General features: G+C 68.9%; 23 protein-coding genes. 9 read left to right on the forward strand and 14 right to left on the reverse strand.

Annotated features, from left to right (window positions below; translation table 11 throughout):
• The first annotated feature begins 401 nt into the window (after nt 1-401).
• Complete coding sequence (locus tag CF68_RS12655; protein ID WP_235205757.1) at nt 402-1,550, forward strand: hypothetical protein; 1,149 nt, start codon at nt 402-404, stop codon at nt 1,548-1,550.
• On the opposite strand, the gene CF68_RS12660 is transcribed toward CF68_RS12655, so the two are convergent.
• The 6 genes from CF68_RS12660 to CF68_RS12685 form a co-directional block, all read right to left on the reverse strand.
• Nucleotides 1,513-2,631 carry a glycosyltransferase family 4 protein gene (locus tag CF68_RS12660; RefSeq protein WP_035819196.1) on the reverse strand — a complete coding sequence of 373 codons (1,119 nt, stop codon included), beginning with the start codon at nt 2,629-2,631 and terminating at the stop codon, nt 1,513-1,515. The genes CF68_RS12655 and CF68_RS12660 overlap by 38 nt on opposite strands.
• Entirely contained in the window at nt 2,619-4,613 is a 1,995-nt protein-coding gene (gene asnB / locus CF68_RS12665) for an asparagine synthase (glutamine-hydrolyzing) (RefSeq protein WP_035819199.1), read from the reverse strand. The genes CF68_RS12660 and asnB overlap by 13 nt, the downstream gene beginning before the upstream one ends.
• Nucleotides 4,614-4,632: 19 nt before the next feature.
• Nucleotides 4,633-5,718, reverse strand: coding sequence for an SDR family oxidoreductase (locus tag CF68_RS12670; RefSeq protein WP_035819201.1), 1,086 nt, complete (start codon nt 5,716-5,718; stop codon nt 4,633-4,635).
• A 60-nt stretch (nt 5,719-5,778) separates the two neighbouring features.
• Nucleotides 5,779-7,056 (reverse strand): nucleotide sugar dehydrogenase, encoded by a 1,278-nt coding sequence (locus tag CF68_RS12675; RefSeq protein ID WP_035819203.1) that lies wholly within the window; start codon nt 7,054-7,056, stop codon nt 5,779-5,781.
• A gap of 149 nt (nt 7,057-7,205) precedes the next feature.
• Nucleotides 7,206-8,369: a glycosyltransferase family 4 protein gene (locus CF68_RS12680; protein WP_051591515.1), complete on the reverse strand. Its 1,164-nt coding sequence runs from the start codon at nt 8,367-8,369 to the stop codon at nt 7,206-7,208.
• The gene (locus CF68_RS12685; protein ID WP_200872556.1) at nt 8,347-9,486 is read right to left on the reverse strand and encodes a glycosyltransferase; all 1,140 of its coding nucleotides are present in this window, start codon (nt 9,484-9,486) and stop codon (nt 8,347-8,349) included. The genes CF68_RS12680 and CF68_RS12685 overlap by 23 nt, the downstream gene beginning before the upstream one ends.
• 254 nt (nt 9,487-9,740) lie before the next feature.
• Between CF68_RS12685 and CF68_RS12690 the strand changes: the two genes are divergently transcribed.
• From CF68_RS12690 to CF68_RS12710, 5 genes are read left to right on the forward strand one after another with little or no spacing between them, the layout of a single operon-like run.
• Nucleotides 9,741-10,340: a sugar transferase gene (locus tag CF68_RS12690; RefSeq protein WP_035819208.1), complete on the forward strand. Its 600-nt coding sequence runs from the start codon at nt 9,741-9,743 to the stop codon at nt 10,338-10,340.
• A 56-nt stretch (nt 10,341-10,396) separates the two neighbouring features.
• Nucleotides 10,397-11,581: a DegT/DnrJ/EryC1/StrS aminotransferase family protein gene (locus CF68_RS12695; protein ID WP_035819209.1), complete on the forward strand. Its 1,185-nt coding sequence runs from the start codon at nt 10,397-10,399 to the stop codon at nt 11,579-11,581.
• Nucleotides 11,581-12,282 (forward strand): hypothetical protein, encoded by a 702-nt coding sequence (locus CF68_RS12700; protein WP_063832564.1) that lies wholly within the window; start codon nt 11,581-11,583, stop codon nt 12,280-12,282. Before CF68_RS12695 ends, CF68_RS12700 begins: the two co-directional genes overlap by 1 nt.
• Before the next feature lie 48 nt (nt 12,283-12,330).
• Nucleotides 12,331-13,386 carry a hypothetical protein gene (locus CF68_RS12705; protein ID WP_035819210.1) on the forward strand — a complete coding sequence of 352 codons (1,056 nt, stop codon included), beginning with the start codon at nt 12,331-12,333 and terminating at the stop codon, nt 13,384-13,386.
• Nucleotides 13,383-14,408 carry a GNAT family N-acetyltransferase gene (locus CF68_RS12710; RefSeq protein ID WP_035819211.1) on the forward strand — a complete coding sequence of 342 codons (1,026 nt, stop codon included), beginning with the start codon at nt 13,383-13,385 and terminating at the stop codon, nt 14,406-14,408. The genes CF68_RS12705 and CF68_RS12710 overlap by 4 nt, the downstream gene beginning before the upstream one ends.
• A 91-nt stretch (nt 14,409-14,499) precedes the next feature.
• Here the strand turns inward: CF68_RS12710 and CF68_RS12715 are convergent, their stop codons facing one another.
• The 5 genes from CF68_RS12715 to CF68_RS38965 all read right to left on the reverse strand — a co-directional run bounded on the left by CF68_RS12715 (nt 14,500) and on the right by CF68_RS38965 (nt 20,255).
• On the reverse strand, nt 14,500-16,512 hold the full coding sequence (locus CF68_RS12715; protein WP_051591516.1) for a nucleoside-diphosphate sugar epimerase/dehydratase: 2,013 nt from the start codon (nt 16,510-16,512) through the stop codon (nt 14,500-14,502).
• A gap of 558 nt (nt 16,513-17,070) precedes the next feature.
• Entirely contained in the window at nt 17,071-18,003 is a 933-nt protein-coding gene (locus CF68_RS12720; protein WP_035819213.1) for a glycosyltransferase family 2 protein, read from the reverse strand.
• A gap of 78 nt (nt 18,004-18,081) precedes the next feature.
• Nucleotides 18,082-19,038 carry a response regulator transcription factor gene (locus CF68_RS12725; protein ID WP_035819215.1) on the reverse strand — a complete coding sequence of 319 codons (957 nt, stop codon included), beginning with the start codon at nt 19,036-19,038 and terminating at the stop codon, nt 18,082-18,084.
• A 717-nt stretch (nt 19,039-19,755) separates the two neighbouring features.
• Entirely contained in the window at nt 19,756-20,073 is a 318-nt protein-coding gene (locus CF68_RS12730) for a YXWGXW repeat-containing protein (protein ID WP_035819217.1), read from the reverse strand.
• 59 nt (nt 20,074-20,132) lie between these two features.
• Nucleotides 20,133-20,255 (reverse strand): hypothetical protein, encoded by a 123-nt coding sequence (locus CF68_RS38965; RefSeq protein ID WP_035819220.1) that lies wholly within the window; start codon nt 20,253-20,255, stop codon nt 20,133-20,135.
• Between the two features lie 486 nt (nt 20,256-20,741).
• Between CF68_RS38965 and CF68_RS37705 the strand changes: the two genes are divergently transcribed.
• Nucleotides 20,742-20,879 (forward strand): hypothetical protein, encoded by a 138-nt coding sequence (locus CF68_RS37705; protein WP_010811105.1) that lies wholly within the window; start codon nt 20,742-20,744, stop codon nt 20,877-20,879.
• Nucleotides 20,880-20,967: 88 nt separating this feature from the next.
• Nucleotides 20,968-21,411, forward strand: a complete 444-nt coding sequence (gene cynS / locus CF68_RS12740; protein WP_035819222.1) for a cyanase — start codon at nt 20,968-20,970, stop codon at nt 21,409-21,411.
• 2 nt (nt 21,412-21,413) lie between these two features.
• On the opposite strand, the gene CF68_RS12745 is transcribed toward cynS, so the two are convergent.
• Both CF68_RS12745 and CF68_RS12750 read right to left on the reverse strand, forming a co-directional pair.
• Nucleotides 21,414-22,646: a cyanate transporter gene (locus CF68_RS12745; RefSeq protein ID WP_035819225.1), complete on the reverse strand. Its 1,233-nt coding sequence runs from the start codon at nt 22,644-22,646 to the stop codon at nt 21,414-21,416.
• Nucleotides 22,639-23,097, reverse strand: a complete 459-nt coding sequence (locus CF68_RS12750) for a nucleoside deaminase (RefSeq protein ID WP_084187213.1) — start codon at nt 23,095-23,097, stop codon at nt 22,639-22,641. Before CF68_RS12750 ends, CF68_RS12745 begins: the two co-directional genes overlap by 8 nt.
• 179 nt (nt 23,098-23,276) lie before the next feature.
• Between CF68_RS12750 and CF68_RS12755 the strand changes: the two genes are divergently transcribed.
• The gene (locus CF68_RS12755; protein ID WP_035819230.1) at nt 23,277-24,179 is read left to right on the forward strand and encodes a LysR family transcriptional regulator; all 903 of its coding nucleotides are present in this window, start codon (nt 23,277-23,279) and stop codon (nt 24,177-24,179) included.
• Here CF68_RS12755 and CF68_RS37710 read toward each other — a convergent pair.
• A complete protein-coding gene (locus CF68_RS37710) occupies nt 24,158-24,346 on the reverse strand; it encodes a hypothetical protein (protein ID WP_035819233.1) in 189 nt (62 codons plus the stop codon). The genes CF68_RS12755 and CF68_RS37710 overlap by 22 nt on opposite strands.
• Nucleotides 24,347-24,607 lie beyond the last annotated feature (261 nt).

The following is a 24,607-nucleotide window of genomic DNA, read 5'->3' on the forward strand; positions in this document are numbered from 1 at the left end:
CTGTTGCCAGAGGCCGCCGCGCAGGAGAGCCTGGTCATCATGGTCACTTCAAACGAGCCCGCAGGCTGGGAGCGGTTGGTGATGCAGCGTCTGCAGGCCGCGGGCACGTGCCGGGTGGTCGAGCGCGCGCTTGGCGCAATGAACGCCCTGGACGAAGCGTGCGGCACTGCGGATCAGGCGAAAGCGCTGCAGGCGGGCGGGCCGGTGACCGCCATCGTCGACCTGACCGGCAGGCTCGATACCGGCTGGGGGCGCCCCGCCCCCGGNCCGCAGAGGGCGTATGGCGCCTGTGCGACGCACGCGGCCTTGCTCCAGGCGACCCGCACCATGGCCTGGAGACCCACGCCAGCGGTGCCGGCATCCGCCTGCACCTGGTGGCCTGGACGCCCTCGCATGCGTTCATGGTCGACACCGCCTCCGGCTATGCCGAACCGTGCGAGAGGGTTCGCCCCGAACGGCTCGCCGTCATGGGTGCGTCGCTGCTTGGCGGCGCCCTGCGCGAGATCCGCGCCCTGGGTGGACTGACGGGGCGCCAGGCGTGGACGGGGCGCAGTGGCCGCCTGCCGGCATGGCGGCGCCTGCTCTGGCGCCTGCGCGCGCTCGGCAGCCACGCCATCATCCAGCTCAAGGGCTTCGTGCTGGTGGAGGAATGGATGGTGGGCATCGTCGAGATGGCGTTTGCCGATGCCGTGCGCGCGCAGCGCCTGCCGGTGCGCTGGCTCGGCACCCGCATGCCGTCGCACTGCTGGGCCGATCCCTTCGGCGTGCCCGGCAGCCCGGACGAGATCTATTGCGAGGAAGTCGAATTGCGGCAAGGCATCGGCCGTATCGTCAGGCTCAAGCTGGACGCGCACGACGCGCCGTCCAGTGCGGGGCAGGTCGATCTCGGGCTGCCGGGGCACCTGTCGTTCCCGTATCTGTTTCGCCATGACGGCGCGCTGTACTGCGTGGCGGAGTCTTCGCAGAGCCGGCGCTGCGTGCTGAACCGGCAGGAGGAAGGCGGGCGCTGGCAGCAGGTTGCGGTGCTGCTGGAGGACGTGGCGGCGGTCGACCCGACCATCTTCGAACATCAAGGCCGCTTCTGGCTGTTGTACACCGACGTCGCGATGGGGCAGTTCGACAACGTGTGCCTGTGCTATGCCGACAACCTGCTCGGCCCCTGGCAGCCGCACCCGCAGAACCCGGTCAAGTTCGACCACGGCTCGGCGCGCGCGGCCGGCTCGGTCATGCGTGACGCAGACGGGCTGCTGCGCGTGGCGCAGGTCTGCAAGACCGGCTACGGGCAGGCCATCGCCGTCAACCGCATCGTGCACTGCACGCCCGAGTTCTATCGGGAGGAGACGGTGGGGTTCATCAGCCCGGCGGGCGACCGCGTCAACCCTCACGGGTTGCATACCTTGTCGGCGTGGGGCGGGCGCGTCGTGGTGGACGGCAAGCGCCATGGTTTCAATGGCGGCGTGCTGTGGCACAGGATCGTGTCGCGCGCCGCACGCGCCTTGCGCCTGCCGCTGCCTACTCGAGGCCCATCTCGCGCAGCATCACGGCATTGACCTTGCGCACGTCGTACTTGGACTCGGCGATCTGGCGCGAGCGCTGGCCCATGCGCACGACTTGCTCCCAGTCCTCGATCAGCTGCATCATGGCCTGCTCCAGCGCGCCGACGGACTTGACCGGCACCAGCAGGCCGTTGTCGCCGTCAACCACCGTCTCGCGGCAGCCTGGCGCATCGGTGGTGATGATGGGACGGCCCATCGCCATGGCTTCCAGCACTGAGCGCGGCGTGCCTTCACCGTAGGAAGGCAGCACGTAGACGTTGCAGCCGGCAATGGCCGGGCGCACGTCGGCCAGGCGGCCGAGGAAGTCGACGGTGCCGTCCGCGACCCATGCGTCCAGCTCATGCTGCGCGATGGCGTCGGGGCTGGCATCGATCCAGCCCACCAGGCTGAAGCGCGCACCGGCGCCGCGCGCCCGGATTCTTCGCGCGGCCTCGGCATACTCGCGCACGCCCTTGTCGCCCAGCAGGCGGGCGATCAGCAGGAAGCGCGGGCCGTCGTCGGGCAGGGGCGCGACCTCGAAGCTCGCCACGTCCACGCCGGAGCCATTGACAATGCACGAACGCTTGCCGGCCGGCAGGATGTCCGCGCGGCGGAACAGCGCCTCGTCGTCGGGATTCTGGAAGAAGGTCGTGTGGGCCCGGCTCAGCGCCAGCGCATAGAGCCGCTGCACCACCGCGCGCAGCCGGCTTCTGCCGCTGTCCTCGCGAAAGGCATAGCCCAGCCCGGTGATCAGCGCGAAGCGGCGCGGCACGCGCGCCAGCCAGCCCGCCAGCATGCCGTAGATCACCGGCTTGATGGTGTAGCTCATCACGCAGGCGGGCCTGACCCGCCGCATCAGCCGATGCAGGGCGAGCAGCGTGCGCGCGTCGGCCAGCGGGTTCATCCCGGTACGCTGGAGCGGGACGTGGTGCACGACCACGCCACGCGACTCCAGCGCGGCGCGCACCTGGTGCCCCGCTGGCAGGTCGGGCGCGGCGATATGCACCTCCAGGCCCTTTTCCTGCAGCGCTGCGATGAGCGGGCCGCGAAACGCGATCAGCGACTCGGCATAGCTGGCGATCATCAGGAAACGCATGCGGGACTCCTTTCCGGTGCGGTCTGGTGCGCGAGCCATGCCTGGAACATCAGCACGCACCAGAGCTGATGCTGCCAGTTGCGCTGCCCGGAAAGATGCTCGGCCCAGCGCTTGCGTATCGGGTCCGGGTTCAGGTAGCCCTCGCGCCGCAGGCGCCGGGGATCGATCAGGTCCTCGGCCCAGTCGCGCAGCGGCCCGCGCAGCCAGGCGTCGATCGGAATGCCGAAGCCCATCTTGGGCCGCTCTATCAGCGTGCGCGGCACATAGCGGTCCAGCACCTGGCGCAGCACCCATTTGGTGGTATAGCCTCGTGCTTCCCTGCGCAACTTGTACGCCAGCGGCAGGCGCCACGCGAATTCGACCACGCGGTGGTCGAGGAACGGTATGCGGGTCTCAAGGCTGTGATGCATGGCCGCACGGTCGACCTTGGCCAGGATGTCGTTGGGCAGGTAGCTCAGCATGTCCAGCGCCATCATCCGCTCCACGTCGGTCAATGCGCCGAAGGCCGGCGCGGTGCCGTCCAGCACCGTGGCCGCCTCCGCGCCGCCGACGACGAGGGTCTCCGGGTGGGGCCAGTGGGACACCATGCCGCGGTACAGCTCGGCCGACGAGCGCGCGGCCATGACGCCGGCGCCCTTGTGGATCTTCTCGCCCACATTGGCCCAGCGCGAGGCGACGGGGAACGCGGCTGCGATCCGGTTGATGCGGTGTGGAGAGCATCGTGTCAGGCCCCATGCCGCGGCTGCGCGTAGCGGGGTGGGAATGCGCGCGAGCCGGGGCCACAACTCGGCCGTGATCTGGTAGCGGTTATAGCCACCGAACAGTTCGTCGCCGGCGTCGCCGGAAAGCGAAACGGTGACATGCCGCCGCGCCAGCTCGCTGACCAGCAGCGTCGGGATCTGCGAAGAGTCGGCGAAGGGCTCGTCGTAGATCCGGGGCAGGTCGGGGATGACCGCCATCGCGTGTTCGGGCGTGACGTACAGCTCCGTATGGCTTGTGCCAAGATGCTGCGCCACCGCCTTCGCGTGCGCGGCTTCGCTGTAGTCGGAATTGTGAAAGCCAATGGAGAAGGTGCGGATTGGCTGCGGCGATTGCGACTGCATCAATGCCACCACCGTCGAGGAATCGACCCCGCCGGACAGGAAGGCACCGAGCGGGACGTCCGCCATCATCTGGCGGCCTACCGCGTCGCGCAACAGCGTCTGCAGCTGGTCCACGGCTTCGCCCGGGCTGCCGGCGAAAGGATGCTGGACGCCGTCAAGCGCAGCCTCGGCGCCGGACCAGTAGGGCCGCAGCACGGGCTCAGGCGCCTCCAGCGAGACCGTCAGCAGATGCGCCGGCGGCAGCTTGGCGACATTGTGGTAGATCGAATGGCTGCCGCTCACATTGTTGTGGCGCATATACAGGCACAGCGCGTCCCGGTTGATGCGGCCCTCGAACGCCGGGTGCGGGCGCAGCGCCTTGAGTTCCGACCCGAACAGGAAGGCCCGGCCCCTGCCGCTTGCCTGCCAGCCGTAGTAGAGCGGCTTCTCGCCGAGCCGGTCCCGCGCCAGCGTGAGCGTGCCGGTCTGCCGGTCCCACAGCGCAAAAGCAAACATGCCCACGGCGCGCTGGACCGTGGCCTCGGCGCCCCAGGCGTCGATGCCGGCAAGCAGGGTTTCGGTGTCGGAGTGGCCGCGCCACCGGGGCGCGGCGCCGGCACGCTCCAGCTCGGCGCGGAGGTCCAGGTGGTTGTAGATCTCGCCGTTGAAGGCAATGACGTGGCGGCCGCTGGCGGCGGTCATGGGCTGGTGCCCGGCCGCGGACAGATCGACGATTGCCAGGCGGCGGTGGGCCAGGCCGAACGGCCGGTGCGGATCGCACCAGGTGTCGCCGTGGTCCGGTCCGCGGTGGCGGATCTGGTTGGCCATGTCGGCGAGCAAGGCCGCCCGGTCGGCCAGGGCGGCGGGCAAGCCGCCAAGAAATCCTGTGAATCCGCACATGGCTATGTCCCGGTTGTGCTCAGGCGTTCAGTGCCTGCTGCATCTGCACGTACCAAGGCATCGCCTCGGCCAGCCCGTCACGGATGCGGTGGGTGGGCAGGTATCCCAGCAGTCGTTGTGCCTTGCCGATGTCGGCCTGGCTGTGGCGCACGTCCCCGGCCCGGAAGCCGCGATAGACCGGCTCGGTGCCGGCGGCGACGCCGTAGGGCCGCAGCCCGTCGCGAAGCAGCTCGAACAGCGTGGCCAGCGTGGTGCGGTCGCCGACTGCCACGTTGTAGACCTGGCTGCCCTCCTCGCGCTGGTCGCTGGCGGCGGCGAGCAAGTTGGCCTGCACGGCGTTCGCGACGTAGCAGAAGTCGCGGCTGGTTTCTCCGTCGCCATTGATGTAGACGGCCTCGTGCCGCAGCAGGGCCGCGATCCATTTGGGAATCACCGCCGCATAGGCACCGTTGGGGTCCTGGCGCGGCCCGAACACGTTGAAGTAGCGCAGGCCAGTGGCATGCACGCCGTAGCAGCGGTGGAAGACGTCGGCATACAGCTCGTTGGCGTACTTGGTGACCGCGTAGGGGCTCAGCGGCTTGCCGATGCGGTCTTCCACCTTCGGCAGGCCCGGGTGGTCGCCGTAGGTGCTGCTGCTCGCCGCATAGACGAAGGTCCTGACCTGCGCGTCGCGGGCGGCGACCAGCAGGTTCAGGAATCCGCTGATATTGACGCTGTGGGTCGCGATCGGGTCCTCCAGGCTGCGGGGCACGGAGCCGAGCGCCGCCTGGTGCAGCACGAACTCCACCGGGTGCAGGCCGGTGGCCGTGCCCTCGCGCCCGGGCGCGCAAAAGCGCATGGCGCCGTGGCAGTGCTCGAGGTTGCGGATATCGCCTTCGATAAAGCGGAAATTGGCCCACTGCCGGGGCGGCACCAGCGCCTCGACCTCGATGAGGTTGCGGCGGTGCCCGGTGGAGAAGTTGTCCAGGCCGACCACGCGCTGGTCGAGCCGCAACAGCGTTTCCAGCAGGTTGCTGCCGATGAATCCGGCGACGCCGGTGACAAGCCACGTGCGCGGCGTGGCGGCCAGGCGGGCCTTGAGGTGCGCGTAGGCGTTCTCTTGCATGGGGACGGTGGTTCCGTTGCGCCGCTTCCGGCGGGTTTTCCGTGCGTGGCCGCAAGGCGGCTACAGGCGTCCGTCGATTTCGCTCCTCGGCAGGATGCCCTTGACGTCGAACAGCACCGCATGCGCCTTGCCGAGGGCCTTGATCGCCCGCACGCCCATGGTGACGAACTGGTGGTGCGCGACCGCCAGCACGATGGCATCGTACTGGTCGTTGCGCGGGGGCTCGCGCAGGCAGGACAGGCCGTATTCGTGCTCGGCGTCTTCGATATTGATCCAGGGGTCGTAGACATCGACCTGGGCGTTGTAGCTGCGCAGCGTGGTCACGATGTCCACGGCCTTGGTGTTGCGCACGTCCGGGCAGTTCTCCTTGAACGTCAGGCCGAGCACCAGCACGCGGCTGTCGAGCACCGGAATGCCCCGGCGCAGCATCAGCTTCACCACTTCATCGGCGACGTGGATCGCCATCTTGTCGTTGATGCGCCGGCCCGCCAGGATGACCTGCGGGTGATAGCCGACCTCCTGTGCCTTGTGCGTCAGATAGTAGGGATCGACCCCGATGCAGTGCCCGCCGACCAGGCCCGGGCGGAACGGCAGGAAATTCCACTTGGTGCCGGCGGCCCGCAGCACTTCGAGCGTGTCGATGCCCAGCTTGTGGAACAGCAGGCTGAGTTCGTTCATCAGCGCGATGTTGACGTCGCGCTGGGTGTTCTCGATGACCTTGGCGGCCTCCGCCACGCGGATGCTGCTGGCCCGGTGCGTGCCGGCCACGATGATCCTGCCGTAGAGCTTGTCGATGGCCTCGCTGACCTCGGGCGTGCTGCCGCTGGTGACCTTGCGGATATCCGGCAGCCGGTGCTCCTTGTCGCCGGGGTTGATGCGTTCCGGGCTGTAGCCGCAGAAGAAGTCGACGTTGAATTTCAGGCCGCTGTGCCGTTCCAGCACCGGCACGCAGATTTCCTCGGTGGCGCCCGGGTAGACGGTCGATTCGTAGATCACCACGGCGCCCGGCGCCATCGCCCTGCCCACGGTCTCGCTCGCCAGGATCAGCGGCGTCAGGTCGGGGCGCTTGGCCCGGTCCACCGGTGTGGGCACGGTCACGATAAAGACCTGGCAGTCCCTCAGCGCCTCGGGATCGCTGCTGAAGCGCAGGTGGTGCGCGCTGCGCAGCTCGTCCGGGCCGACCTCCAGCGTGGCGTCGTGGCCGGCGCGCAGTGCTTCGATGCGTGCGGCATTGACGTCGAAGCCCAGCACGGGCTGCTGCTTGCCGAACTCCACCGCGAGCGGCAGGCCGACATAGCCCAGCCCGATGATGGCGACTTGTGCGTGACTGAATTCCATGACCGTGATCTTCCGAGTAGTCGAGCCTGTCGTCATCGGCATGGAAAGGCAGACTCGTGGAAATTATCGTGCGCGGGCGGCGTGCCGTGCGCGGCGGTTCGTGTCTTGGCGTACACAAGCCCGCAGCCGCGCGGCAGTGGTGGCCCGCGTCACGCCATGCCGATTTCGCTTGTGGTGGTTTCTCCCGATATGCCGGACAGCAGGCGTTCCCAGTGCGTGCCGATTTCTCCCGGCGTGAACCCTTGTGCGTGACGGCGGCCCGCCTCGGACAGGCGGGCCGCCAGCTCGGGACTGGTGATGACCGCAGCGATCCCGTGCGCCAGCGCGGCGGGGTCGTCGACCGGGCTGAGCTGGGCGTTTTCACCGTGGGTCAGCATGGCCCTCACCCCGGTCTCGCAGTTGGTGGCGACCACCGGCAGGCCGTATGCCATCGCCTCCAGCAACACCAGCGAAAAGCCTTCAAAGCGGGAGCTGAGGCAAAGCAGGGAAGCGTCGCGGTACACCGACTCGATATCGCTGCGTGCCGGTTCGATGCGTACGCAGTCCTGCAGGCGGAGCCGGTCGCGCAGCTGTGTCAGGGATTCGAGCAGCTCGCCGTTGCCCACGATGCGCAGCCGCCAGTCCGGAAACGCGCTGGCGATGGGCACCCACGCTTGCAGCAGCACGTCGAAGCCCTTGACGTCGGTCAGGCGCCCCACGGCAACGGCGGTGCGGGACGTGCGCGCAGCCGGCTCGGCGGGGATGGGGAAGGTCAGGATATTGGGGATGACTTCGATATTGGTGCAATGCAGGCTGCGTACCCATTTCTCGCGGTCCAGTTCGGTCAGCACCACGATCCGCTCGCAGGTGCGTGCGGCGAGGTGGCGCGCGATGCGGCGCAGCGGCAGGCCCAGGTCCTGGTCGAAGTTGCAGTGCTCCCAGGCAATGCGGCGCATGCCCAGCCCCAGGCATGCCGGCAGGGTGAACAGCGTCAGCAAGGGGTCGACTTCCACCAGCACGGTAATCCTGTGCTGCCGGAGGTAGCGCCGCAGGCGCGCGACGGTTGGCAGGAATTGCGAACGGAAGGAAGGGCGCCGGTCGAACAGGGCGTCGTGCCGGACCGCCGGATCGAGCCGGAAGCAGCTGCGCGGATCGCACAGGCTGAGAATGTGGATGTGGTGGCCGCGCCGCGCCAGCTCGTTCGCCACCGTGGCGGCCATGCGCTCGGCCCCGCCGAATACGTTCAGCGTGCCGGTCAGGAAGCAGATCGCCGGCCCCGCCGCCGCGCCGGCGCCCTGGTGCCGGCCCGGGCTACTGATAGCGCGCGGCGGCATCAGTGGCCTCCATGTGTGGCGCCGCGCCGGCGCGGGCGTACCTTGCATACAGGCGCAGCCACTCGCGGGCAATGACCTCGATGTTGAATGCCGTCGCGATATGCTGGTGCCGCGCCGCTTGGTCGGCAGGCTCACCGCGCCCGAGCGGGACGGCGTCGCGAATGGCGCGCGCCAATGCCGCCGTATCGCCACGCCGGACCAGGGTGCCGACGTTGCCGAGCATGGCGGGGACACCCGAGGCATCCGTGGCGACCACCGGGCACCCGCACGCCAACGCTTCGCCCACGACCAGCGGCATCCCTTCGATCAGGGACGACAGCACGAACAGATCCGCCGCATTCAGCAACGCCGGCACGTCCGCCCGCTGGCCCAGCAGGCGCACGCGCGCGCCCAGCCCGTGCTGTGCGATGCGCTGCCCCAGGGCATCGCGCAGCGGCCCGTCGCCAGCGATCATCAGCACCGTGCCGGGCTCGGGGCACGCCTGCGCGAAGGCATCGATCAGGTCGGCCTGCGCCTTGTCCGGCACCAGCCGGCCCACGTTGAGGACGAGCCGGTCGGCCGGGCCCAGGCCGAGCTCGGCACGGGTGGCGGCGCGCTGTTCGGCGCTGGGCCGGTAGCGGGTGGTATCGAAGCCGTTGGGCACGTAGATGATGCGCGACGCGGGGGCCGCCCGCACCTCGATCATGCGCTGCCGGCCTTCATCGCTGACCTGGGTGGTGAGATTGGCCCAGCGGTCGGTGAGGCGGTACGCCAGCATGCGCAAGGTGCCGCCCTCCATGTAGTTGTGGGCCGTGCAGATCGTGGCGGGGACCCGGCACACGCGTGTCAGCAGGCGGGCGACCAGGTTGGCGTGAACCATGTGGGCATGGATGACGTCGGGGCGCCACCGCAGCACGAAGCGCCGGATTTGCATGACGGTGGCCAGCAATGCCAGCGGGTTCTTGCGTATCGCCAGCATCAGGGTGTCGACGCCCTCTGGAAGCTTCACCTCGCAGCCCGGCATCAGGCTGATCACTGAAACCGCGTGTCCCTGCGACAGGTACTGGCGCGCGAGCGCGGCCACCTGCTGTTCCGCGCCCCCCATCTGCAGGCAGGTAATGAGCAGGGTGATCCGCATTGGCCCGGCTGGCTTTCCGGATTGGCTCTGATCCATCCTGTCTCCTCGGCATGGTTGATGCGGTCCCAGGCACGCTACCGCTGCCCGGGCGCGGCATCTGTTCGGCGTCGAACGCAGGCGCTTGCCCCCTGCGCCATGACGGCAGGCGAGGTTCTGTGGTGTACGCCACGTTCCCGCGCCCTCGGGTGGTTCACAGGGGCGGGCGAATCGGATTTCATATCTCCTGTAAATGGCACAGGCGGCGGGAATCGATCATGAAGCGCGTTCTGGATGTTGTCCTCACGTCGGTGGCGCTGGTGCTGCTGGCGCTGCCCTTGCTGGTCGTGATGGGGCTGGTTCGCTGGAAGCTTGGCAGTCCGGTCTTCTTCCGGCAGACGCGGGCAGGCCTCGACGGCAAGCCCTTCGAAGTCATCAAGTTCCGCACCATGACGGATGCGCGCGGCCCTGATGGCGAACTGCTGCCCGACGCGCAGCGCATCACGCCGTTCGGCTGGATGATCCGGCGCACCAGCATCGACGAATTGCCCGAGCTCTGGTGCGTCCTGAAGGGCGAGATGAGCCTGGTCGGGCCGCGCCCGCTGCCCACGTTCTACCTGCCCCTCTACTCGCCGGAACAGGCGCGGCGGCTGCTGGTCCTGCCGGGCATCACGGGCTGGGCGCAGGTCAACGGGCGCAATTCGCTGAGCTGGGAGGAGAAGTTCCGGCTCGACGTCTGGTACGTGGATCACCAGTCGTTCTGGCTCGATCTCAGGATCCTGTGGCGAACCATCGGCACGGTGCTGGCCAAGGAAGACATCAGTGCCGCCGGCGAAGTCTCGGCGACCCGCTTCTGCGGGAGCAAGGAGGCGCCATAGACGCCATGGACGCCATGGGCGCCTTGGCCCGCACCGCAACCCTTGGGGAATTGCCAATGCTCGATACCGGATTCTCGCCCTGGCCCAGCTTCAGCCGCGAAGAGGCGCAGGCAGTGCAGCGCGTGCTGCTCTCGAACCGTGTCAACTACTGGACCGGCACCGAGTGCCGCGACTTCGAAAAGGAGTTCGCGGCATGGTGCGGCGCCGAGTACGCCGTCACCCTGGCGAACGGCACGCTGGCGCTTGACGTGGCGCTGCATGCGCTGGACATCGGGCCGGGCGACGAGGTGGTGGTCGCGCCCCGCACCTTCCTGGCCAGCGTTTCGTGCGTGGTCAATGCGGGGGCGAAGCCGGTGTTCGCCGACGTCGATCCGGACAGCGGCAACCTTAGCGCCCGCACCATCGCGGCCGTGCTGACGCCGCGCACGCGCGCCGTCATCTGCGTGCACCTGGCCGGCATGCCGTGCGACATGGACCCCATCATGGCACTGGCGCGCGAGCACGGCTTCAAGGTGATCGAGGACTGCGCGCAGGCGCACGGCGCGGTCTACAAGGGACGGATGGTCGGCACCATCGGCCATATCGGGGCCTGGTCCTTCTGCCAGGACAAGATCATGACCACGGGGGGCGAGGGAGGCATGGTCACCACCGGCGATCGCGAGTTGTGGTCGCACATGTGGTCGTACAAGGATCACGGCAAGAGCTGGGAGGCCATGTATGGCCGCGCGCATCCGCCGGGCTTCCGCTGGGTGCACGACGCCTTCGGCACCAACTGGCGCATGACCGAGATGCAGGCCGCGATCGGCCGCATCCAGCTGCGGCGCATGGCTGACTGGCACCACCGGCGCACCGCCAACGCCATGGCACTGGCCGATGCGCTTGGCGCTTGCGATGCCCTGCATGTGCCGCTGCCGCCCGCCGGGGTCGAGCATGCCTGGTACAAGTTCTATGCCTTCGTGCAGCCCAGGGGCCTCGCCGAGGGCTGGAGCCGCGACAGCATCATGGCTGCCATCAACGCCGCCGGCGTGCCCTGCTATGCGGGCATCTGTGCCGAGGTCTACCTCGAACGGGCCTTCGACGGCACCGGATTGCGCCCGCCTGCACGGCTGCCGGCAGCGCGCGCGCTGGGCGAGACCAGCCTGATGTTCCTCGTGCATCCCACGCTGACGGATGACGAAGTGCGCATGACCGGGCAGGTGGTGCGCAGCGTGATGCAGCAGGCAACGCGCGTGGCGGCTTGATGGCGACTTTCCTGTGGAACCACTACCTCTATTTCGGCGAAAGCCGCGTGGCATTACCGCTGGCGGCCTGGGTCGCGGTCTGCTTCGTCGTGGCCGGGCAAGGCTGGCGCGCGTTGCGCTGGGCGGCATCGTTCGGCGTCGGCGGCGCATTGCTGATGGCGGCCAAGTCCGCGTTCAGCTACGCCGGCTGGTCCCTTCCGACCATCGGCGTCTACAGCGTCAGTGGTCACGCCATGCTGACCGCCGCGGTGTACCCGGTGCTGCTGATGCTGCTGGGTTCCGTGCTGGGCAGGCAGATGGCATGGCTAGGATTGGCGACCGGGGTGGGGCTGGCCTTGTTCATGCCCGTGGTGCTGGTGACGGATTTTCACCATACGATCAGTGAGTCGCTCATCGGGCTGTGTGTCGGTTTTGCCGTCGCCGGTGTGACCCTGTGGCGCTGGCGGCCGGTTGGCTTTCTGCACGTCGGCGCGACCGTGGCATTGCTGGTGCCGGTGGCGCTGCTGTTCGACCCGCGCGACGCCGTCGAAGACTTGCAGGGCGCCTTGCGCAGCCGCGTCATGCTCTGGACTGGAGCGACCGGCGAATACTGGCGCAGCATCGACCCGGATCCGGCAACGGGGAGGCGGGTGGTCTCCGTCGGGTATTGGAACACGCGAGGCACGTCAGGGCAGGTTCCGCCATCGGGGCCGGCATCATAGCTCCTGGCCTTGGTATGGAGTTCTCATTGAGCGCGCTGGACGGCACCCATGAAATCTGCCACGGAATTCGGCTCATTCTTCCCTCTCGACCCCGCCGTCCCCCTGGGCGGTGAGGCCTGGCTGCGCCCGGGCGACCTGCTGACCGGCACCGGTCGCGATGCGCTGCGCGCGATGGTGGCGCAAGGGCGCTCGCGCGGCTGGCGGCGGCTCTATGCGCCCAGCTACTACTGCCATGCGGTGCTGGACGACATCGCCCGCGACATCGACGTGCGCATGTATCCGAACGCCCCGTTTGGCGGCCCGGCACAGCTTGCGCTGGCCGACGACGAAGCCGCGATCGTTCCCGAATACTTTGGCCTGCGGGCCGAGGTGGAGGTGCAGGGCGGCAGCGTCCTGCTCGACCGCTCCCACGACCTGCTTGCCACCTGGTCTTACGCGCGGGCGCCGGACTATGTGTTTGCGTCGCTGCGCAAGACCCTGCCGGTGCCCGACGGGGGGCTGGTGCGGCCTCCGCCCGGGCAGCCGTTTGCGCGTTCGCTTGCGCCCACGCCGGCACAAGTGCGCGCCGCCGCCAGCATGGCCGCCGCCATGGCGATGAAGGCGGCGTACCTGGCGGGCGCGCAGGTCGCCAAGGCGGCCTACCTGGCGCTCGCCGCCGAGGCCGAGGGCAATCTGCGCGGCGATGCCGAGATCTCCGGGCCATCGGCGCTGACGCGCGCGCTGGCGCCAGCCATCGATCTTGGCTGGATGCGGCAGCGGCGGCAGGAGAACCTGGCGCGGCTGGCCCGCTGCTTGGCCGGCCTGCCCGCCGGCATGCAATGGCGGGAAACGCCGGCCTTTGGCATCCTGCTGTGCGCCGATGCGCCGCAGCGCGAGCGCATCCGGCAGCGGCTGATCGGCGCGGATGTCTATCCAGCGGTGCTCTGGCCCATGACCTGGCCCGGCGTCCCCGAGGACAACCGCCGCCTGTCCGGACGCATACTGGTGATTCATGCCGACTACCGCTATGGCGCGCACGACATCGGGCGCCTCGGCGAGATCATCCTGCAGGTCGCCGCCAGCATTGCCGCCACTCCCGATACTTCCGACGAGGACACAAGATGATGAAGATCAATCTGCTGGAGACCTCCAGCGCCGAGTGGCTCGAGGTGCTGCAGCGTTGCCGGCACGACAGCCACCACATGCCGGGATGGCTGCGGGCGGCGCAACATGAAGGCAGTGGCAAGGCGTTTGCCGTCCACGCCATGGATGGCGGCCATGAACTGTTCGTGCCGCTGCTGAACCGCGACATCAACGGCGAGGACTGGGATGCAAGTTCGCCCTACGGGTTTGCCGGCCCGCTCGTCAGCGACGACGCGCCGGACTCGTTCGTGGACACCGCCTTGTCCGCGGCGCTGGAACTGCTGCGCGGGCGCGGCTGTGTTTCATGCTTCATCCGGCTGAATCCGATTGTCAACGCGCCATGGCGCAGCGCCGTCGGCACGCTGATCGATCATGGCATGACGATCTCGATCGACCTCTCCAAGAGCGAGGCCGAGCATTGGCACGACACCTCGCACGGGCACAGGCTGGAGATCTCCAAGGCCATGCGCGCGGGAGTCACGGTGCGGCTGGACGAGACGCTGGCAACGCTGCCGCATTTCATCCGTCTCTACAACGCATCGATGGACCGGCTGCGTGCTTCCGACTACTACTTCTTCGACGACGCTTACCACTACACCCTGGCCCAGGAGCTCGGCGACCGGCTGCGGCTGTTCGTGGCGGAGGAGGATGGCGTCATCATCGGCGGCGCAACCGTCACGGTGTCCGACGGCACCGGCATTTTGCAGGGCCACCTGATGGGTATCGACGCACGATACCGGCACCGGCAGCCCAGCAAGATCATGCTGCACGCCATCCGGCAGTGGGGACGGGAGCAGGGCCACCGCTATTACCACCTCGGCGGCGGCCTCGGCGGCTCGGCGGAGGATTCGCTGTTCCGCTTCAAGCGCGGGTTCTCGCCGGACACCCATGCATTCCGCACGCAGCGGGTGGTAGTGGATCCCGCCAGGTACCTGGCGCTGTGCGGCGGCACGCCCTCGGTGCTTGAGGACCTGAGCGGGTTCTTCCCTGCCTATCGACGGTAGGCCTGACAGGGCCAGGCACGAATGACGAACGACAGCCGCCCTTTGAGGCGGCTGTCGCGTCTGGCAGGCAGCGCCTGGGGGCGGTGGCGAATCAGAGCATCTTGCCCGAGCCCGAGAGCGACACCGGCTTCGCTTCGTTGGCCAGCTCGGGCTGGCCCAGCGCTTGGGACGCGACCCGGCGCAGCACGGCCTGGCGCGGCACCCTGACATCGTCCGGCGTGTCCTGGATGGACTGGCCGCTGTCGGCGGGCACGGCGGCAGCTACCGGCTTGCGGCCGGCGTCGTCGAGGGAGGTATACGGGGCGTACTCCGGCACGATCGACTGCACCATGGTCTGGATCCTCAGTTCGTCGCGGGCGTCGCAGGCCGCGTAGAGCCGGGTCAGCATCTCCCGCAGCTCCTCCTCCTCCAGGCGAGGCTCCTGGGAGCACATGATGCGTTCGTGGTCGCTCGGCGTGACATTGCCGCCGATCAGCAGCTCCTCGTAGAGTTTCTCCCCCGGGCGCAGGCCGACGAACTTGACCTCGATGTCCCCGTTCGGGTTCTTGGGGGTGCGCTCCACCAGCCCGGCCATCTCGATCATGGTCCGGGCCAGATCCACGATCCGCACCGGCTGCCCCATGTCCAGCACGAACACCTCGCCGCCGCGGGCCATCGCGCCCGCCTGGATCACCAGCTGCGAGGCCTCGGGGATCAGCATGAAGAAGCGGATCACATCAGGGTGGGTGATCGTGATCGGCCCGCCCGCTTCGATCTGGCTGCGAAACAGGGGAACCACGGAGCCGGAAGACCCAAGCACGTTGCCGAAGCGGACCATCGCGAAGACCGTGCGGGTGCCGGGCCGTGCCGCCGCGGCCTGGAAGATCAGCTCCGCGATGCGCTTGCTCGCGCCCATCACGTTGGTGGGGCGCACGGCCTTGTCGGTCGAGATCAGCACACAGGTCTGCACGCCGAAGCGGTCAGCCATGTTGGCGATGGTGAGCGAGCCCAGCACGTTGTTGCGAATGCCCTCGGGCATGTTGCTCTCGACCAGGGGCACGTGCTTGTAGGCCGCAGCGTGATAGATGGTATCGACCTGCTGGCCCTGCATGGCGGCGGCCACGGCATTGGCGTCGCACACCGAGCCGATGCGCGCCAGCAACGGCACCCTGGGGAAGTTCCGGCGCAGGTCCTGCTCCACCATGTACAGCGCCCATTCGGAATGGTCGAACAGGATCAGCTTGCGCGGCTGCTGCGTGGCAACCTGGCGGCACAGCTCGCTGCCGATGGAGCCGCCCGCGCCGGTCACCATCACGACCTTGCGGTGCGTGCACTTGGCGAACAGCGCCTCGCGCGGCGGCACGGCTGGCCGGCCAAGCAGGTCCTCGACCTTGACCTCGCGGATCGACTGCATGGTGATCTTGCGGTCCACCAGCTCGAGCAGCGTGGGCAGGGTGCGCACGCTCACGGCGTACCGGTGCAGCTTGTCCAGGATCCGCTTGCGCCGGTCCGGCGACAGCGAGGGCACCGCCAGCACCACTTCGTCGATGCCCAGCCGCTGCAGCTGCTCGCGCATGCGCGAGGTATGGAACACCGGCAGGTCGGTGAAGGTGTGGTTGTTCAGCGAGAGGTCGTCGTCGAAGAAGCACACAGCCTCATGGTCGACGCTGGCGCGCATGGCGTTGGCGAGCTGGAAGCCGGCCTCGCCGGCGCCGAAGATGCCCACGCGCCGGGTCGGGCGCCCGCGGGCGCTGCGCCACAACTCAGTGCGCCGCAGCATGGCGCGGATCAGGAAGCGCGAGATCACGACGTAGGCGAACGCGATGAACCAGTAGATCAGCAGGCCGGCGCGCGGCAGCCGGCTGTCGTTCATGAGAAAGGACACGGCGTAGGTCAGCCCGACCATGGCCGCCATGCTGATGCCGGCGACCCACAGCACCTTGAGGTCGATGTAGCGCAGCACGGTCCGGTACAGGCCGCTGAACGAGAACACCGGGATCGTGCAGGCCGCGATGAACAACGGCGGCAGCAGGCCATACTGCACGATCAGCTCCTGATTGCCGGAGCGCAGCAGCAGGGCCAGCGCGAAGCACAGCGGCAGGGCCAGCAGGTCGACCGTCATCATCAGCACGATCTTCTGGCGGCGCGAAAGGGGTGGCAGGCGCAGGGAGCGCAGGGCTGTCGTGCCCGGACCTCCTGCAACGCCACCGCGGCCGGTCCCGCCGGCATTGTCACTGCCACCCGCGGGGCCTACAGGGTCTGGCTGGCGGGAACCTCTCGTAGCATCCATGTCGGTGTGTCCATTGCACGGCTCTGCTTCTGCCCGGAAGGCGCCGGCGTCAGCCTGTGATGCCGTTGGTCGCCGTGGCTTCACGCATCACCGTGTGCCGGCGTGAATCCGCTTTCCTGCAAAGCTATCGCGTCTGCGTGGTGTGCCGCAATCGGGCTACGTGCGTTGCCGAACGTGGATTGCCGATGGGCCGGGGGCGCGCAGAAATGGGTACGCATCGCCGCCATCGGGCGTCGTCATCGATCGCGCCATGGATGGCGCTGGCGCAGCGGGAGCACGGAGCAAGGGCGTTACTGCACCGGCACGCGCGCTGCAATGCGGGTACGTGCGTTGCCGCACATGCGTTGGCGGGGGTGCGCAGAAATGGGTACGCTCCCCGCGCCTGCGTGCCTGTCAGTCGCGCGGCAGTGGCGCGCTGAGGCCGGCGCTCCCCGACCCCTGGCGCCCGGCCGGTCGCGGGCCGCGCAGCAGCTGCCACAGGCAAGTCGCGGTGTCATAGAAGGTGCCGGCGCCGCGCAGGCCCGCTGCGCGCAGATGGTGCGCAAGGTCGTGCGGCAGGGCCAACAGCAGGAACATCGCAGTCTTCAGCGGGTGCTCCGGGCCATGGTCATAGCGCCGGCAGGCCACATACAGCCGTGAGGCGTCGCTGGCGGGGCACGGCCGGTCGGCCGACACCGATGGCAGGCGCTGGTTGACTGCGCTCGGGACCATCTCGATGCGGTAGCCGAGTTCCTGCACCGCGCGCCCGGCCAGTTCCAGGTCGTCGTAGCCGGCGGCAAGGTGCTCGTCGAACGACAGGTTCTCGAACAGCTCGCGCGGGAATACCGCGCTGTGCAACAGCACCGAGCACAGGCGCTCGCCGCGGCGGTAGTCGAGTGTCGGGTAGCCCAGGAACGCCGGCTTGCGCGGAGCGCCGCGCCGCCCCTGGCAGACCTCGGTCCCGGTCAGGATGAGCGGCGTCGCGCAGCCGGCGGTGGCGCGCCGGAGATGGTCGTCGGCAACGGACTCGGCCATCTGCTGCAGGAAGGTTGCGCCCAGCAGCGTCTGGTCATCCAGAAACAGCACGTGCGAGCCGGTGGCCGCGCGCAGGGCGCGGTTGCGGTTGGCGGCCCTGGAGCGGCGCGGGCCTTCCAGGTAGGTGATGTCCGGATAGTCCCGGCGCATCATCTCGCGCGTGTCGTAGCCGCTGCTGTCGTCGGTGACGATGAGCTGGTGCGGCGGCATGGTGGAATCAGCGACCGATTGCAGCGTGTGCCGCAATTGCTCGGGATGGTCGCAGGTGTAGATGCACACCGAAACGGTGGGCAGGAAAGAGCTTGCCGGCATGGTGACCCCTCCAATGTTCGGCACATGGCAGACGCCTGCGCCGGCCCGTCTGGTGCGGGCGCGGCGCAAGGTCCTGAATTACAGCACCGGGCTGGCGGCCTGGAACGCGGCTTCGCCGGTGCGGGACGCAACCACCGGGCGCGCGGTGCTGCCGCGCGTGAAGCGTTCATCGCCGCTGACCCACTCGAGCGTCGCGCCACGTTGCAGCGCGGCATAGACGGCTTCACCCTTGTTGCGTACCTTCAGGCGCTGGTACAGCGTGCAGGCGTGACTCTTGACCGTGGCCACCGAGATATTGAGCATGCGGCTGACGGTCTTGATCGGGTAGCCGCGTGCCAGCAGCACCAGCACCTCATACTGGCGCGGCGTGATCTTCAGCATTTCGGCTTCGTCGTAGCTGGGCTCTTCCTCGACCAGCGGCGCTGCGCTGGGGGCAGCCGGGGCCGACAGCGGCTGCCCCGGCCGCAGGCAGGTGAGGTCGCGCACCGCCACGGTGGTGCGCGCGGCACCGGGCGTGCCGGCGCATGCCACCAGCGACAGTTGCTCGCCTGTGAGCGCATGCGCAGGGTTCAGCGGCAGCGGCGCGGCCGAGGCCAGCGACTGCACCGCCGGCATGGCCGAGCGCGACGCCGACGGCATCGAGCCGGTCTCGGCCGAGAACAGCAGCCCCTGCACGCCAGACACCGCCAGCCGGATGGCCGCCTCGATCACCGCCAGCGAAGCGGATTTCGGCAGGCAGCCGCAGACGCCGCGGGCGCTGTCCGCGTTGGGCACATGCAATGGCAAGATGTCCGCCAGGATCAGGATGCGCTGCGGCGACAGGGCTTCGCGGGCCTGTTCGAGCTGCAGCCAGCCAGACCCCACATCGGCGGGCATGCCGAATACCAGCAGGTCTGCGTTGTGGTGCCGGGTGTCCAGCCTGGCGATGTCCGCGGGCGCAATGGCGGCAACCTGGGCGGACTCCTGGATGTTTTCGAGCATCTGCAACAGCCCGAGCCGGAGCAGTGGATGCTCCTCGATCAGCAACGCATTCATTGTCTTCACTCCCCGTTACTCGGGAGCGGACTGCGGGGCGCTTTGCGTATGGAGGGGCATTGCAGGACAGCAGTCACCCGCGGCGACCGGCTGCTTGTCTGACCCCCATGCTTCCATGCTTCCGCTGTCCCGTTCTTCTGGATGGAACTTGTCGGCTGCTGGAAGGTTGACCCGAACCCGAACCCGAAAGATTCTCGCTCCTAAATCGGCTTAAATTCATCTTATGGGCTGGTTGAATGGAATGCAAGCGGGCCGGTTTGGGACGAGTAGGGGTGGGAATGAAAGGACATACATAATCCTTTCAAAAATCCCCAGAACGGGCCCGTCCAGGTTCCGCAAACGCCGCGCTGATGCGGGGTCCAGGAGGTTTCATGGATGTGACATCCGGATTTAATTTGGTTGCAGCATTGAAACAGAAAGCATTATCGACACCCCCTGGAAGTAGTGTTCTTAACCCCATCGTGGGGTATCGGTAATATATCTGCGGCGGATTGCTCCAATCATGAAACGCCGCTTTCATATGTGTTTTTGAAATAGGCCTGCCTGATTTTCAGGCAGGTCGGGCGCATGGCCTAGTGCTTCTGGATGAGAGGCGTCTCCCACCTCGGGATGAGCCCTGCGGCGCTGGCTGCACCGGCCTGCACCGGGCTTGCCACCGCCTGCCGGGAGGGCAGGGCGGCGGGCCCGGGCCGGACGGCAGGTCCGCCCGCGGAGGCGTCAGCGGGCCCAGTGGCCGGGGCGCATGACCCAGCCGTGCGGGCCGCGCACCCAGCGCTCGGGCACATAACGGTAGCCTGCACGCTGCGCCTTCCAGTAGCCGCTGCGCCAGTCGTAGCGCCCGCCGGCGGCGGCCCAGTGTCCCGGCACCCAGACCTGGCCGCGGCGCGCGGCGGGGTGCGGCTCATAGCGCGGCGGCGGGGGCGGATGACCATAGCCGTGGGCGACTGCCACCGGATGGGCCTCGGCGGGGGCGGTCAGTCCGAAGGCGCCGCCCGTGGCGAGGACGGCTGCGGCAAGCAGGAGCTGGGGTTTCATGTGGATTCTCCTTGGGGCGGTTGGAAGCGGTTGGAAGCGGTTGGAAGCGGCTGGATCGATCAATAGCGGTCGTAGTGGTGGTGGCGCGGCGGCGGGCCGCCGCGCGGGGGCACTACGATGCAGGCGGACAGCAGTGCGGCCGTGGTGGACAGCAGCACTACCAGCGAGAGGGCGCGTTTCATATGGACTCCTGGCGGGTTCGCGTTGGACATGGCATCAATGTAGCGAGCCGCCCTCGCAGCGCGTGCTTGCACTTGTAAGGCTGTCTCACATGGGGTTGTGCTGCTGGCGCGGGCCTGCGCCGGGCGCGCGGCATCCCGGAAGCCCTTGCGTATCAAGGCGTTGCGCGCATTGCGGCAGGCCCATGGCGTGGTCTGCGCGTGCCGGGTCGGAGGTAATGTGACGTTACACGGGAAATAATTCTCGCAAGGCAACAGGCCCCGGAGCGGGCCCTGCACCCTTTGTGGGCGGCTGGCCGGGCACGCAGAAACGGGTACGCCGCGATGGTGCGCGATGCCTCGGCATGGCCCGGCGGGGGGTGCACTGGCAGCGTCACGGCGCCATCACGGTGCGTTCAGTCGCGCAAATCGGTGGGGCGGAAATGGCATGAAGCTTGCGCCATGGGCTATACCAATCGGAAGTGGCCTCGTGTGCTTGAAGGAGGCGTCATGCCGGTCATGCTCATCGTGCTTGCCCTGCAATGGCTGCAGGGGCTGTCGCCGCCCGCCGCGGCGTTGTTCGCGCTGCCGCAGGAGATGGCGCCCGCGGATGCCGCGGCCATCGTCGAACCCGCGCTCACACGCTGACATGGGCTGACGCCGGGGTGATATGACCACCCTGCCGCCGTGGCAGTCCGAGTGGTTCCATCCAACCAACCACTGTCATGGAGTCAGCATGAACCGCAGCGACGTCACCGACCTCATCATCGAAGCCAAGGTCACCCGCGGCATTGCCTGGGCGCAGGTGGCCGAACGCGTCGGCCGCAGCAAGGAATGGACAACCGCGGCGTGCCTGGGCCAGATGGCATTCGACGCCGCCGGCGCGCGCGCGGTGATGGAGGTGTTCGGCCTGCCGCCCGAGGCCGAACCCTGGCTGCGCGAGGTGCCGTACAAGGGCTCGCTGCCGACGCAGGTGCCGGCCGATCCGCTGATCTACCGCTTCTACGAACTCATCAGCGTGTACGGCACCACGTTCAAGGCGCTGATCCATGAAGAGTTTGGCGACGGCATCATGAGCGCGATCGACTTCCGCATGGACCTGCAGCGCGAGCCCGATCCCAACGGGGACCGGGTGCGCATCGAGATGTCGGGCAAGTTCCTGCCCTACAAGTCTTACTGAGCTTACTGAGCGGCGACTGCGCGCACCGGCGGCAGCGCAAGCGACACGCCATAGCGCGCCGGGTCCAGGCGCATGGTCAGCACGCCCACCAGCGCGGCGCAGGCCAGGTGGTACCACCAGCCGGCGGCGAAGCCGCCGGTGCGTTCGTGCAGCATGGCGGTGATCCAGGGCGCCAGCGACGCCAGCAGGAAGCCGCCGCCCTGCATCAGGGCGCTCAGCGCGCCGGCGCTGTCGGGGTCCGGCAGGTGGTCCAGCGCCACCACCAGGTACAAGGCAAAGCAGCCACCCAGGCCGGCGCCGCCGATCACGGCCCACGCGTGCGGCGCGGCGTCGGGCCACAGCGCCAGTCCGCCGAAGCCCGCCACCTGCATGGCCAGCGCCAGCGCCATCCAGGCGCGGCGGTCCAGGCTGCGCGCGGCCAGCAGCGGCAGCAGCAGCGCCGCGGCGGCCTGCGCCACCGCCATCAGCGCCACCAGCGACCCGCTCGCCGAAGCGCTCCAGCCGTGGTCCTGGTAGAACGGAGCGAGCCATGCCACCAGCGACGCATACCCGCCGTTCATCACGCCAAAGCAGGCCATCAGCAGCCAGGTGCGCGGACGCCGCAACAGCGCGCGCGTTGCCCCCGCCGGGCGGCTTGCCGGCACCCCGGGGCCGCGCGCCGCGGCGCGCGGCAGCGCCACCCAGGCAAGCGCCAATGCTGCCAGCGCAGGCACGGCCCACAGCGCCAGCGCATCGCGCCAGCTGCCGGCCAGTTCCGTCGCGTAGGGCGACAGCTGCGCGCCGAGCGCGCCGCCGCCCATCAGCGCGGCGGAGTACAGCCCCATCACCGGCGCCACGCGCCCCGGGAACTCCTGCTTGACCAGCCCCGGGCAGGCGGCCTGCACCACGGCCACGCCCAGCCCGCACAGCGCGGCCGAGGCGATCAGCCAGGTGCCGTCCGCCACGCCCAGCCGCAGCGCGCAGCCGGCACCCAGCAAGGCCAGCGCGCCCAGCACCGCGGTGCGCGCGCCTAGCCGCTCGCGGATGGCCGGCCCGAAGAACGCGCCCACGCCCATCAGCAGCATCGGCAGCAAGGTCAGCCAGGCCATGCCCTGGTAGCTGAGGCCGGTGCCGCTGCGGATGGCCGGGGCCAGCGGCCCCACCGCGGTCAGGAACGGCCGCAGGTTCAGGCCGATGCCGGCGACTGCGGCCAGCACCAGCCAGCGCGGGGTGGCGCCGCGCGCGCCCTCAGCCACGGGGCGCGCGCGGGCCGTAGAGCTGCGCCGCAGAGAGATCGACCGGCACCCGCGTGAGCGGCAGCGGCGGCGGGTTCAGCGACAGGCGCAGCGCCTGGTAGGCGGCCTCGCTCGACATGCCGTAGGGCGCGGCATCGTGGTTGTCGAAGGCGTAGTAGACCGCCTGCACGCCGGCCATGGTCATCGCCGCCAGGCACATCGGGCAGGGGTGGCCGCTGGCATAGACCACGCTGCCGCGCAGGTCGGGGCGGCCCAGCTTGCGCGCGGCGGCGCGCACCGCCTCCATCTCGGCATGGGTGGTGGGGTCGTGGCTGTGGACGATGTCGTTGACGCCGGTGGCGACAGCCTCGCCATCGAGCACCAGCACGGCCCCGAAGGGGCGCGCGCCACGGTCACGGTTGGCCGCGGCAAGGCGAACCGCCTCGCGCATGAATTCCTGGTGAGTGGTCATGGTTGGCAAAAAAAAGTGAGTGCATGCTCGCGAGCAGGGCGGCATGGGTCTTTGAGGGGCTTGCCCGGCAGCAGCAGGACGCGGGCCCGGGCAGCGTGGCAACTGTACGCCGGGGCTTGGTAATTGGGAAATTAAATGATGAAATCGCCGGCAGTGGAAAAACCAATGGATAACCGGCCATGCAGGACCCTCGCCTCGATCCCGTGCTGCTGCAGAGCTTTGTCGCCGTGGCGGAAAGCGGCAGCTTTACCCGCGCCGCGCAGCGCGTGCACCTGACCCAGTCAACGGTCAGCCAGCAGGTGCGCCGGCTGGAAGACCAGCTCGGCTGCGTGCTGCTGGACCGCGGCGGCCGCTACGTCACCACCACGCCCGAGGGCGAGCGCCTGCTGGGCTACGCGCGCCGCCTGCAGCAGCTGATGGCCGAAGCGGTGGGGCAGTTGCGCCAGAGCGCGGGCCAGGGCGAGATCCGCATCGGCGTGCCCGAGGACTTTGCCGCGCGGCCGCTGACGCCGGTGCTGGCCGGGTTTGCCGATGACTGGCCTGGCATGCGGCTGGAGGTGACCAGCGGCATGAGCCATGAGCTGTGGCAGCGCTTCCAGGACCGGGAACTGGACCTGGTGCTGGTCAAGCAGCGGGTCGGGCAGGCGCCGGGGCTGGCCAGCTGGCCCGAGCCCCTGTGCTGGATCGACAGCCGCAGCCGCCCGGCGGTGGCGCGCGACCCGGTGCCGCTGGTGGCGTTTCCGGTGGGCGGGCTGTACCGCGGCGAGATGACGCACGCGCTCGACGCCGGCGGACGGCGCTGGCGTGTGGCCTTTGTCAGTGCCAGCCTGGCCAGCATCCTGGCGGCGGTGGCCGACGGCTTGGGCGTCACCCTGCTGCCGCGGCGCCTGGCCACGGCCCAGCACCAGGTGCTGGAGGACGACGGCTGGCCCGCCGCGGTGCCCGACGTCGAGCTCAGCCTGCACGCGCAGCCGGACTTGCCGGCCGCGGCGCGCGACATGGCCGCGCGGCTGGCCGCGCTATGCGAGACCGTGATGGGGGCGGGCGCGCCGCCCGCGGATCAGCCGAAGAACTCGTTGTAGTAGCGGGTGCAGGTGCCGGCCGGGCGGAAGGTGTAGGGCAGCTCGGCCATCGCCGCGGCTTCCAGCGAGCCGAACGGGATGTCGGGCGCGGCCAGGGGGCCGGCTTCGGGGGCGGATTGGTGGTCGGGGCGCGCAAGCTGGGCGCGGGTGTTGGATGGCGAAGTCATGTCAGGCTCATTCTCAAGGGCCGGGCACTGCACCCGGCAACTGCGGATCGGCGTTGTCAACGCGTGCAGCCATCCTAATGCTGCAGCGCGGCGCAGTCAGCCACCACAGCCTGAACACACTGTTGCGCAATCGCGTCCAATCGGGGCGGCTCGCCGGGTGTTGCGCGCGTCCGGGTGCCGCCGGCGACTTGCGCCAACGCCGTCCGCGGCAGGGTCTATATTGGCTGAGGGTTGCCTGCGCCGCTTGCCTTGCGCGCAGCG

It is taken from the genome of Cupriavidus sp. SK-4, assembly GCF_000611125.1.
In the GTDB taxonomy this organism is placed as follows: Bacteria; Pseudomonadota; Gammaproteobacteria; order Burkholderiales; family Burkholderiaceae; genus Cupriavidus; species Cupriavidus necator.

Excerpts from the sequence above, each read along its gene's own strand:
- CF68_RS12655 (WP_235205757.1), top strand. The coding sequence starts at position 402 with ATGGTCGACACCGCCTCCGGCTATGCCGAACCGTGCGAGAGGGTTCGC.
- CF68_RS12660 (WP_035819196.1), bottom strand. The coding sequence starts at position 2,631 with ATGCGTTTCCTGATGATCGCCAGCTATGCCGAGTCGCTGATCGCGTTT.
- asnB (WP_035819199.1), bottom strand. The coding sequence starts at position 4,613 with ATGTGCGGATTCACAGGATTTCTTGGCGGCTTGCCCGCCGCCCTGGCC.
- CF68_RS12670 (WP_035819201.1), bottom strand. The coding sequence starts at position 5,718 with ATGCAAGAGAACGCCTACGCGCACCTCAAGGCCCGCCTGGCCGCCACG.
- CF68_RS12675 (WP_035819203.1), bottom strand. The coding sequence starts at position 7,056 with ATGGAATTCAGTCACGCACAAGTCGCCATCATCGGGCTGGGCTATGTC.
- CF68_RS12680 (WP_051591515.1), bottom strand. The coding sequence starts at position 8,369 with ATGCCGCCGCGCGCTATCAGTAGCCCGGGCCGGCACCAGGGCGCCGGC.
- CF68_RS12685 (WP_200872556.1), bottom strand. The coding sequence starts at position 9,486 with ATGCGGATCACCCTGCTCATTACCTGCCTGCAGATGGGGGGCGCGGAA.
- CF68_RS12690 (WP_035819208.1), top strand. The coding sequence starts at position 9,741 with ATGAAGCGCGTTCTGGATGTTGTCCTCACGTCGGTGGCGCTGGTGCTG.
- CF68_RS12695 (WP_035819209.1), top strand. The coding sequence starts at position 10,397 with ATGCTCGATACCGGATTCTCGCCCTGGCCCAGCTTCAGCCGCGAAGAG.
- CF68_RS12700 (WP_063832564.1), top strand. The coding sequence starts at position 11,581 with ATGGCGACTTTCCTGTGGAACCACTACCTCTATTTCGGCGAAAGCCGC.
- CF68_RS12705 (WP_035819210.1), top strand. The coding sequence starts at position 12,331 with ATGAAATCTGCCACGGAATTCGGCTCATTCTTCCCTCTCGACCCCGCC.
- CF68_RS12710 (WP_035819211.1), top strand. The coding sequence starts at position 13,383 with ATGATGAAGATCAATCTGCTGGAGACCTCCAGCGCCGAGTGGCTCGAG.
- CF68_RS12715 (WP_051591516.1), bottom strand. The coding sequence starts at position 16,512 with ATGATGACGGTCGACCTGCTGGCCCTGCCGCTGTGCTTCGCGCTGGCC.
- CF68_RS12720 (WP_035819213.1), bottom strand. The coding sequence starts at position 18,003 with ATGCCGGCAAGCTCTTTCCTGCCCACCGTTTCGGTGTGCATCTACACC.
- CF68_RS12725 (WP_035819215.1), bottom strand. The coding sequence starts at position 19,038 with ATGAATGCGTTGCTGATCGAGGAGCATCCACTGCTCCGGCTCGGGCTG.
- CF68_RS12730 (WP_035819217.1), bottom strand. The coding sequence starts at position 20,073 with ATGAAACCCCAGCTCCTGCTTGCCGCAGCCGTCCTCGCCACGGGCGGC.
- CF68_RS38965 (WP_035819220.1), bottom strand. The coding sequence starts at position 20,255 with ATGAAACGCGCCCTCTCGCTGGTAGTGCTGCTGTCCACCACGGCCGCA.
- CF68_RS37705 (WP_010811105.1), top strand. The coding sequence starts at position 20,742 with ATGCCGGTCATGCTCATCGTGCTTGCCCTGCAATGGCTGCAGGGGCTG.
- cynS (WP_035819222.1), top strand. The coding sequence starts at position 20,968 with ATGAACCGCAGCGACGTCACCGACCTCATCATCGAAGCCAAGGTCACC.
- CF68_RS12750 (WP_084187213.1), bottom strand. The coding sequence starts at position 23,097 with ATGACCACTCACCAGGAATTCATGCGCGAGGCGGTTCGCCTTGCCGCG.
- CF68_RS12755 (WP_035819230.1), top strand. The coding sequence starts at position 23,277 with ATGCAGGACCCTCGCCTCGATCCCGTGCTGCTGCAGAGCTTTGTCGCC.
- CF68_RS37710 (WP_035819233.1), bottom strand. The coding sequence starts at position 24,346 with ATGACTTCGCCATCCAACACCCGCGCCCAGCTTGCGCGCCCCGACCAC.